Source organism: Mesorhizobium sp. M1409 (genome assembly GCF_040317535.1).
Classification (GTDB): Bacteria; Pseudomonadota; Alphaproteobacteria; order Rhizobiales; family Rhizobiaceae; genus Mesorhizobium.
On record NZ_JAMYKV010000101.1, the window covers coordinates 1 to 8,858 of the forward strand.

The 8,858-nt window shown below is 63.0% G+C and carries 7 protein-coding genes; 5 read left to right on the forward strand and 2 right to left on the reverse strand.

The window, feature by feature from the left end:
• Window positions 1-262: 262 nt before the first annotated feature.
• From fumC to NKG99_RS34750, 3 genes are all read left to right on the forward strand, one after another.
• On the forward strand, window positions 263-1,660 hold the full coding sequence (gene fumC / locus NKG99_RS34740; protein ID WP_352873918.1) for a class II fumarate hydratase: 1,398 nt from the start codon (window positions 263-265) through the stop codon (window positions 1,658-1,660).
• A gap of 179 nt (window positions 1,661-1,839) precedes the next feature.
• Window positions 1,840-2,259 (forward strand): DoxX family protein, encoded by a 420-nt coding sequence (locus tag NKG99_RS34745; protein ID WP_352873920.1) that lies wholly within the window; start codon window positions 1,840-1,842, stop codon window positions 2,257-2,259.
• A gap of 142 nt (window positions 2,260-2,401) precedes the next feature.
• Window positions 2,402-2,806 carry a DoxX family protein gene (locus NKG99_RS34750; protein ID WP_352873922.1) on the forward strand — a complete coding sequence of 135 codons (405 nt, stop codon included), beginning with the start codon at window positions 2,402-2,404 and terminating at the stop codon, window positions 2,804-2,806.
• Between the two features lie 293 nt (window positions 2,807-3,099).
• On the opposite strand, the gene ppx is transcribed toward NKG99_RS34750, so the two are convergent.
• Together ppx and NKG99_RS34760 are read right to left on the reverse strand one after the other, a co-directional pair.
• Window positions 3,100-4,635, reverse strand: coding sequence for an exopolyphosphatase (gene ppx / locus NKG99_RS34755; RefSeq protein ID WP_352873924.1), 1,536 nt, complete (start codon window positions 4,633-4,635; stop codon window positions 3,100-3,102).
• The gene (locus tag NKG99_RS34760; protein WP_352873926.1) at window positions 4,635-6,836 is read right to left on the reverse strand and encodes an RNA degradosome polyphosphate kinase; all 2,202 of its coding nucleotides are present in this window, start codon (window positions 6,834-6,836) and stop codon (window positions 4,635-4,637) included. The genes ppx and NKG99_RS34760 overlap by 1 nt, the downstream gene beginning before the upstream one ends.
• 244 nt (window positions 6,837-7,080) lie before the next feature.
• Between NKG99_RS34760 and NKG99_RS34765 the strand changes: the two genes are divergently transcribed.
• A complete protein-coding gene (locus NKG99_RS34765) occupies window positions 7,081-7,326 on the forward strand; it encodes a zinc-finger domain-containing protein (RefSeq protein ID WP_352873928.1) in 246 nt (81 codons plus the stop codon).
• A gap of 19 nt (window positions 7,327-7,345) precedes the next feature.
• Window positions 7,346-8,587 carry an FAD-dependent monooxygenase gene (locus tag NKG99_RS34770; RefSeq protein WP_352873930.1) on the forward strand — a complete coding sequence of 414 codons (1,242 nt, stop codon included), beginning with the start codon at window positions 7,346-7,348 and terminating at the stop codon, window positions 8,585-8,587.
• The last annotated feature ends 271 nt before the right edge of the window (window positions 8,588-8,858 follow it).

An 8,858-nucleotide genomic window follows, 5' to 3' on the forward strand; every position in this document is an offset into this window, starting at 1 on the left:
ACGAAGCCATCGTCGAAACCTCCAGAATCAACAATGGCAGCTACAGAATCACATACGATTCAACCGCATCAAGCCATTTTCCGGCCTCGCTTCTTCACGCTTGACCACAGCACGAAGCAAATGTGTGCGCACGCTAGCCCACAAGGGGAGAAGGAAAGGCGCCCGTCCTTCAACCGATTTGCATCCTTGCCGTCCGCAATCTCCGCTTGAAGCCGTTTGTGCAACGCGATACGCCGTTGCCGACTTCGACAAGGAGAGACCCGTGACCGCTGCAAAGACCAGAACCGAAACCGATACGTTCGGCCCGATCGAAGTCGCCGCCGACCGTTATTGGGGCGCGCAGGCGCAGCGTTCCCTTGGCAACTTCAAGATAGGCTGGGAAAAGCAGCCGGCGTCGGTCGTGCGCGCGCTGGGTATCGTCAAGCGGGCGGCGGCCGAGGCCAACATGGAGCTGAAGCGGCTTGATCCTTCGATCGGCAAGACGATTGTCGAGGCAGCGCAAGAGGTCATCGACGGCAAGCTCAACGACCATTTCCCGCTGGTGGTCTGGCAGACCGGCTCTGGCACGCAGTCCAACATGAACGCCAACGAGGTGATCTCCAACCGGGCGATCGAGATGCTGGGCGGCGTCATGGGCTCGAAGAAGCCGGTGCATCCCAACGACCACGTCAATATGAGCCAGTCGTCGAACGACACCTATCCGACGGCGATGCACATCGCCTGCGCCGAGCGCATCGTGCACGATTTGCTGCCGGCCCTGAAACATCTGCACAAGGCACTTGAAGCCAAGACCGAGGCCTTCGCCCACATCATCAAGATCGGCCGCACGCACACGCAGGATGCCACACCTCTCACGCTTGGCCAGGAATTTTCGGGCTACGCGGCGCAGGTCGCCTCGTCGATCAAGCGCATCGAGCTGACGCTGCCCGGCCTGCAGGAACTGGCGCAGGGCGGCACCGCCGTCGGCACTGGCCTCAACGCGCCGGTCGGCTTCGCCGAAAGGGTGGCGGATCGCATCGCCGCAATCACCGGCATCGCCTTCGTCACCGCGCCGAACAAGTTCGAGGCGCTGGCGGCCCATGATTCCATGGTGTTCTCGCATGGCGCCATCAACGCGGCGGCGGCCGCGCTGTTCAAGATCGCCAACGACATCCGCTTCCTCGGTTCCGGCCCGCGTTCGGGCCTCGGCGAACTGTCGCTGCCGGAAAACGAACCGGGCTCGTCGATCATGCCGGGCAAGGTCAATCCGACCCAGTGCGAGGCGATGACGCAGGTCTGCGTTCAGGTGTTCGGAAACAATGCAGCGCTCACCTTCGCCGGCAGCCAGGGCCATTTCGAGCTCAATGTCTATAACCCGCTGATGGCCTACAATTTCCTGCAGTCGGTGCAGCTGCTCGCCGACGCTTCGGTTTCCTTCACCGACAATTGCGTCGTCGGCATCGAGGCGCGGGAAGACAACATCAAGGCGGCACTCGACCGCTCGCTGATGCTGGTGACGGCGCTGGCGCCGACCATCGGCTACGACAATGCGGCAAAGATCGCCAAGACCGCGCACAAGAAGGGCACCACGCTGCGCGAGGAAGCGCTCGCGACCGGGCTTGTCAGCGAAGCCGACTATGACCGGCTTGTGCGGCCGGAGGACATGACGCATCCGGGGTAGGACAGTTCGCGAGGGGAGAATTTCCTCCCGTCGCACCCTGACCGAGGCGAATTTTGCGCAGGTCGTCCGATCACGAAAATGTAAGCGCTGTGAACAATGTGTCACCAATCTGACGGCTTTGGTGAACAGTCCGCGTGCTCTATCTCACCGGTATCAACCCTTTTCCGGAGAGAGCCACCATGTCCATCAACACTTCAGCCGCCGGTTCCGGCGCTTCCAATGCCTCAACCACCATCCTCCTCGGCCGCGTCCTGCTTGCGGCCATCTTCCTGCTTTCAGGTTTCGGCAAGCTCACCGCCATCGCCGGCACGGCCGGCTATTTCGGCAGCCTCGGCCTGCCCTTGCCGACCGTAACGGCTATCATCGTCGGCTTGATCGAGCTTCTCGGTGGTCTCGCCATCCTCGTCGGCTTCCAGACCCGGGCCGCGGCCTGGGTGCTCGCGGTTTTCACGGTCGCTACCGGCCTAGTCGCCCACACCGGTTGGGCCGACCAGATGCAGATGATCCAGTTCCTCAAGAACCTCGCCATCACTGGCGGCTTCCTGCTGCTGGCTTCATCGGGCGCCGGTGCCTACTCCATCGACGCCAAGCGCGGCTGAATCTCAAGCCTCGAAATGAAAGCGGCGCGGAATTTTCCGCGCCGCTTTTTCGTTGTCGGTGCAGACGTCTCAGCCGGTTTGTTTCCTGCTACGATCGCGGCTTGGCTGTAATCGCCCGGCTCGACCGACAACGGAGGTGAACATGCCCCGCAACGCGCTGCTTCTGCTATCCCGGCTGCTGCTCGCCGCCCTGTTCGTGCCTTCCGGTTTTCACGCGTTGAGCGACATTGCCGGCACGACGGGCTATTTCGCGGGCCTCGGCCTGCCGCTGCCGACGCTGGCCGCCTGGGGCACGGGACTGTTCGAACTCGTCGCCGGATTGCTCATCCTGGTCGGCTTCCAGACCCGGATTGCGGCGCTGCTGCTGGCAGCCTTCTGCATTGTCGCCGGTTTCATCGGCCATTACGGCCAGGGTGGCGGCGACGCGATGCTCGCCTTCCTGCACCAGCAGATGCTGATAAAGGACATCGCCACATCGGGCGGCTTCCTGGCACTTGCCATGGCCGGCGCCGGCGCTTGGTCTGTCGACGGGCCTGGCGCGATTTGATATCTTTGCTTAGACACGCCCGAGCTGGTCGACCCCCACTCCGTCTCGGCTTCGCCGAGCCATCTCTCCCCCGATCGACGGGTAGAGGAAGGGCGCGAGCCTTTTGCCGCCAAACGCTGTTCCAAGGAAGCTCCCTTCCTTTCCCTCCGAAGGGGGGAAAGGTGGCTCTGCGAAGCAGCGACGGATTGGGGGAAGCCGGTCCACAAACGCTAGGCCGCCGACGAGTGAGCACGTCCGGGCAGGTCTAATACCCGCTTGAGTCAGATGAGACACGGTCTGCTATCAGGCAGCGCCTATTTCACCGACACGCTGGGGCCGCCCTCGACGGCCAGCACCAGCCGGCGGTTGGTGATCCTTGCCAATTGCGCCAGGCGCCCGGCCGGCCGCTCGCCATAGAGATCGGCCAGCGATGCCGGCAAGACAAGCGCCAGCACGCCGTTGCCGCGCTGTTCCCATTTCAGCCTGGGCATGATGCCCGGCATCGCCGCCGTCAGCAGGTAGACGACGCGCATCATCGCCGCGAGCACGCGGGCGCGCTCCAGATAACGCGGCGGAGCCAGCGCCTTGATTTCGGGTGCGATGGCTTCGTTGAAGATGCCGTCGTGACGGTAGGCGTTGGCCATTGCCAGGAAGGCGCGACCGGGATGGTCGACGCCGAAGAAGGACGCGTGGGCAATAATGTTGAGCGATTGCTTGCCGCGATATTCTGGATGCGCGCGCCAGCCGATGTCGGCAAGCAATGCGGCCGCGTGGCGGTAGCGCGCCTCGTCCTCGGTCTCGTCGATGCCGAAGGCGGCAAAGGTCCTGGCGGTCCAGTCGACAAGTTCATGCGCATGGGTGACGGAGCGGGAGCGCAGCCGGGCGAGTTCCTCCGAGGCCGAAATCAATGGATCCGCCTTCTGTTCGGCCTCGTCGAGCAGCGAATAGAGAAAGCCTTCGCGCACGCCGAGCGCCGAGACGATGATCTTCGACGGCTGCATCGCCGCCATGATCTCCTGCAGCACGATGGCGCCGTAGGGCAGCAGCGAACGGCGGTTCTTGGAAACGCCCTCGATCCCCTTGACCTTCTCGATCTCGGCCTTGGCCACCTGCTTGAGGAAATTCGCCGCGCTTTCGGCCGATATCTCGTAGTGGTGCATGACGCCAAGCGGATAATTGGTCATTTCCATGTGCAGGCGGGCGAGATTTCGCCAGGTGCCGCCGACGGCGTAGAAGGGCCTGCCCTGCCCGCCTTTCAAGAGCTTAGCCTTCGCGAGTTCGTCACGCGCGATCTTCGCCGCCTGGGTCAGCGAGTTCTTCGCCATGTCCTGCAGGCGCAGGCCGCCCAGCGGCAGCGTTATGCCGTCACCGATTGCTTCGCCGTTGACATCGACCAGTTCGAGGCTGCCGCCGCCCAGATCGCCGGCGATGCCATTGGCTGGATGGAAGCCGGAAATAACGCCAAGCGCCGAATAATAGGCTTCCTGACGGCCGCTGATCACACGGATCTCGGTCTTGAGGACATCTTCGGCGCGGTGGATGAAATCGGGACCGTTGATAGCCTCGCGGGCGGCGGCGGTGGCCAGCACATACATCTGTTCGGCGCCGGCCTGGTTGGAGAGCGCGCGAAAGCGGCGGAACTCTTCCATCGAACGCGTCACCGCCTCGGGGTCGAGCTTGCCGGTCGAAACGATGCCTCGACCGAGACCGGCCAGCATCTTTTCGTTGAACAGCATGGTCGGCGAGCGCGACAGCCCCTCATAAACGACCAGACGGATCGAATTCGATCCGATGTCGATGATGGACAGCGGTCGACGGTCCTGCAACCGGCCTTGGGAATTAGACAGCATCAGCCGGACGCTGCGGCGTTCTTCTTGCGTCGCTTGAACTGCGCGATGCGCTTGGGCGCGTGCGACTTCAGCGCGTCACCCCGTCCCGACAGGCTCGGATTGGTCATGAAATATTCCTGCGCGTTGAACGGTTCCTCGCCCTCCTCCAGCACCACGCGCCGGGAGGTTCCATCAGCCAATACGTCGAAACTTTGCTGATTGTCCATGATGTTGCCAAGCATGATCTGGCCGAGGATCTGTTCATGCACAGTTGGATTGGTGATCGGCACCATGGTCTCGACACGGCGGTCGAGATTGCGCGGCATGAGGTCCGCCGAGGAGATGTAGATGATCGCCCCGTCCGATGGCAGGCCGTGACCGTTGCCGAAGCAATAGATGCGGCTGTGCTCGAGAAACCGCCCGACGATCGATTTTACACGAATGTTTTCCGAAAGGCCCGGAACCTGGGGCCGCAGGCAGCAGATGCCGCGCACGACAAGGTCGATCTCGACGCCGGCGCGGCTGGCATCATAGAGTGAGTCGATGACGATCGGGTCGACGAGCGCGTTCATCTTCATCCAGATGCGCGCAGGCTTGCCGTCCACGGCATAGGCAATCTCATCGGCAATGTGCTTCAGGATGCGGCTCCTCAGTGTGAACGGCGAGATCGCCAGACGCATTTCATCCGTCGGCTCAGCATAGCCGGTGATGAAATTGAAGAGCTGGGCGACGTCGCGTGCAATCGTCGGATCGGTGGTGAAGAAGGACAGGTCGGTGTAGATGCGCGCGGTGACCGGATGGTAGTTGCCGGTGCCGAGGTGCACGTAGTTGCGCAATTTGCCGTCCTCGCGCCGCACCACCAGCGACATCTTCGCATGCGTCTTCAGTTCGAGAAACCCGAACACGACCTGCACGCCGGCACGCTCCAGGTCGCGCGCCCAGCGGATGTTGGCTTCCTCGTCGAAGCGCGCCTTGAGCTCGACCAGCGCCGTGACCGATTTGCCGGCCTCGGCCGCATCGACCAGCGCGCGCACGATCGGGCTGTCATTGGAGGTGCGGTAAAGCGTCTGCTTGATCGCCACCACTTCCGGGTCGGCCATCGCCTGGCGCAGGAACTGCACCACCACATCGAAGGATTCATAGGGATGATGGACCACGATGTCCTTCTCGCGGATGGCGGCGAAACAGTCGCCGCCATGCTCGCGAATGCGTTCGGGAAAGCGCGGATTGTAGGGCGTGAATTTGAGATCGTCGCGGGGAACGGCGACGATTTCGGAGATCTGGCTGAGCGCCAGTGGACCGGTGAGCACGCTGATGCGGCTCGACGAGACACCAAGCTCGCCGGCGACGAAATCGCGCAGTTCGCCAGGCATCAGCCTGTCGAATTCGATGCGGATGACCGAGCCGCGGCGGCGCCGCTTCAGCGCCGTCTCGAACAGGCGCACGAGATCTTCCGACTCCTCCTCGACCTCGATATCGCTGTCGCGGATGATGCGGAACGTGCCTGAGCCCTTGACCTCATAGCCAGGGAAGAGCTTGCCGATGTACAGGCCGACCGCCTCTTCCAGCGGGATGAAGCGGACATGGCGTTTGCGGTCCGGCAGACGGATGAAGCGCTTGAGCGCCACCGGCAGGCGCAGCAGCGCGCTCATCTCTTCCCCATTCTTGCGATGACGCAATTGCAGCGCCATCGAGAAGCCGAGATTGGGGATGAACGGGAACGGGTGCGCCGGGTCGATCGACAGCGGGGTCAGCACCGGAAACACCTGCTCCTGGAAATGGTCTTCCAGCCAGATTTTCTCGTCCTTGGTGAGCGCGTCGCGGGTGATGGTCTCGATGCCCTCCTTGTTGAGCAGCACGGTGAGCGCTGACAGGCTCTTCTGCTGGTCTTCCTGCAGCCGCTCGACCTCACGCAGCAGCTGTTCCAGCTGCTGTTCGGGAGTGCGCCCGTCAGGGCTTTTCAGCACGATGCCTTCGCGCACCTGGCCGGCGAGGCCGGCGACGCGCACCATGAAGAACTCGTCGAGGTTCGCTGCCGAGATCGACAGGAAGCGGACACGCTCCAGCAGCGGATGATTGAGGTTCAGCGATTCCTCGAGAACGCGCCGGTTGAACTGCAGCCAGGAAAACTCGCGATTGACGAAACGATCGGGATTGCCGCCTTCCGGACTTGCCGCCTCGACGTTGGTGAATTCGCTCTGCACCGGCTTCAGTTCGTTCATATTCCCGCTCTTCCACACCGTCTGCCGCCAGAGTGCCGCGCGTCGTTCAGGACGCGCAAAGGACGCTCTGCCACTCCAAGGCCACGCATGATCCGTTCCGAAAACCGAAGTCGGTTTTCCGGGCCATGCGTTAACCGGCTTAACTTATCCTCTGACAGGCTTTTGCGACAGTTTCATTTCATCGAACTTGCCAAGAGGCCTGTTATGATCCAGATGCAGAAGAGACTGCGTTAAGGAGACGACGATGGCAGGCGGTTCCATTCCCCATTTCCAGAACGATGCGGGCTACCCGGCTATCGACATCGGCGTCAAGGAATTCATGTGCACGGGCGCCAACCCGCCATTCGATCACCCGCACGTGTTTCTCGATATGGGCGACGACAATGAAAAAGTTTGCCCCTATTGCTCGACGCTCTACCGCTATTCGCCCAAGCTGAAGGCGACGGAAACGCTGCCGGCCGGCTGCATCTTTATCGACCAGGCTGCCTGATTTTTTCGCGACAAGCTCGATGAACGACATACGTTCCCGGCAGGTCCTCATCGCCGGGGCGGGTGTCGCCGGGTTGACCGCAGCGCTTGCTTTCGCCAAACGCGGCTATTCCGTGCAGGTGTTCGAACAGGCGCAGCGCCTGGAAGCGGTCGGCGCGGGCCTCCAGCTTTCTCCCAACGCGACGCGCATCCTTCGCCAGCTTGGCGTGCTCGACCGTCTGCTGCCGGCAGCAGTGCGGCCCGAGGCCGTAGTGCTGAAGGACGCCGCGACCCTCCGTGAACTGGCACGCGTGCCGCTCGGACAAGCCGCCGAGGCCCGCTGGCAAGCACCCTATCTCGTCGCCCACAGGGCCGATCTGCAGAGTGCACTGATGGCGCGTGCCAACGAGATCGCCGAGATCGAGATCGTCACTGGCGCCCGCATCGACAGCGTTGCCACCGGCACCCATGGCATCACCGCGACGGCCGAGATCGACGGCAAGACCATCACGGCCGAGGGGTTCCTGCTGGTCGGCGCCGATGGCGTCTGGTCATCGGTTCGCGGGCTTGTCGATTCGGCCAAGGGGTCGGCCTCGCCAAGAAGCCGCTTTTCCGGCGAACTGGCCTGGCGCACGACCATTGCCGCGCAGAGTGCCGCAGGGCAGGCTTTCGCGGCGATCGGCGCTCCGGACTGCGTCACCACCTTCCTGCACCCGGGCTTCCATATGGTCGCCTATCCCGTCAGCAAGGGTGACGCATTCAATCTCGTCGCCTTCACCAAGGGCGAGCGCATTGCCGAAGGCTGGTCCGGCCATGCCGATCCCGGCATCCTCGCAGGCGCGGTGCGCGGCGCCGCGCCTGGCCTTGCAAGACTGGTGGAAGTGGCCGGCCCGTGGCTGACCTGGCCGCTCCATACGGTCGACCAGAAGCGACCCTGGACAACTCCGGACGGCATCGCGCTGATCGGCGACGCCGCACATGCGATGACGCCGTTCGCGGCGCAAGGCGCGGCCATGGCGATCGAGGATGCGGCGACACTTGCCGCTATCATTGCCGACTCCCCTGCCCATCCGGCACGAAGCCTGCAAATCTGGGAGAACCTGCGGCGGCCGCGTGTCGCCAGGGTCGCTCGCCGCGGCGCTATCAACCGCCTTGCCTGGCATGCCGTGGGTCCAGTGGCTGTCGCGCGAAATCTGTTCCTGAAAATGCGCTCGCCGGAAAAGCTCGCGGCGGATTTGGACTGGCTCTATGGCTGGCAGTCGCAGAAGATCATTCGACGCTGAACGTGCCGGGACCGCTAGCTAAAAGCACCAATCGGTTGGCGGGACAGCACCCCCCTCTGTCCTGCCGGACATCTCCCCCGCAAGGGGGGAGATCAGCTGTCGCCCCTGCTTTCGCCAATCACCGACGTCGCGAAATGAAGTGAGGCGTCGCAACTGCCAATCTCCCCCCTTGCGGGGGAGATGTCCGGCAGGACAGAGGGGGGTGTGAAGGAACGCGACGCTTGCCAATTCGCGGAATGCCCCCGCTAATTATACAGCCGCATCGACAGGC

Bases quoted from the DNA above. Each gene is read 5' to 3' on its own strand.
- NKG99_RS34745 (WP_352873920.1), top strand. From the start codon at position 1,840: ATGTCCATCAACACTTCAGCCGCCGGTTCCGGCGCTTCCAATGCCTCA.
- NKG99_RS34750 (WP_352873922.1), top strand. From the start codon at position 2,402: ATGCCCCGCAACGCGCTGCTTCTGCTATCCCGGCTGCTGCTCGCCGCC.
- ppx (WP_352873924.1), bottom strand. From the start codon at position 4,635: ATGCTGTCTAATTCCCAAGGCCGGTTGCAGGACCGTCGACCGCTGTCC.
- NKG99_RS34760 (WP_352873926.1), bottom strand. From the start codon at position 6,836: ATGAACGAACTGAAGCCGGTGCAGAGCGAATTCACCAACGTCGAGGCG.
- NKG99_RS34765 (WP_352873928.1), top strand. From the start codon at position 7,081: ATGGCAGGCGGTTCCATTCCCCATTTCCAGAACGATGCGGGCTACCCG.
- NKG99_RS34770 (WP_352873930.1), top strand. From the start codon at position 7,346: ATGAACGACATACGTTCCCGGCAGGTCCTCATCGCCGGGGCGGGTGTC.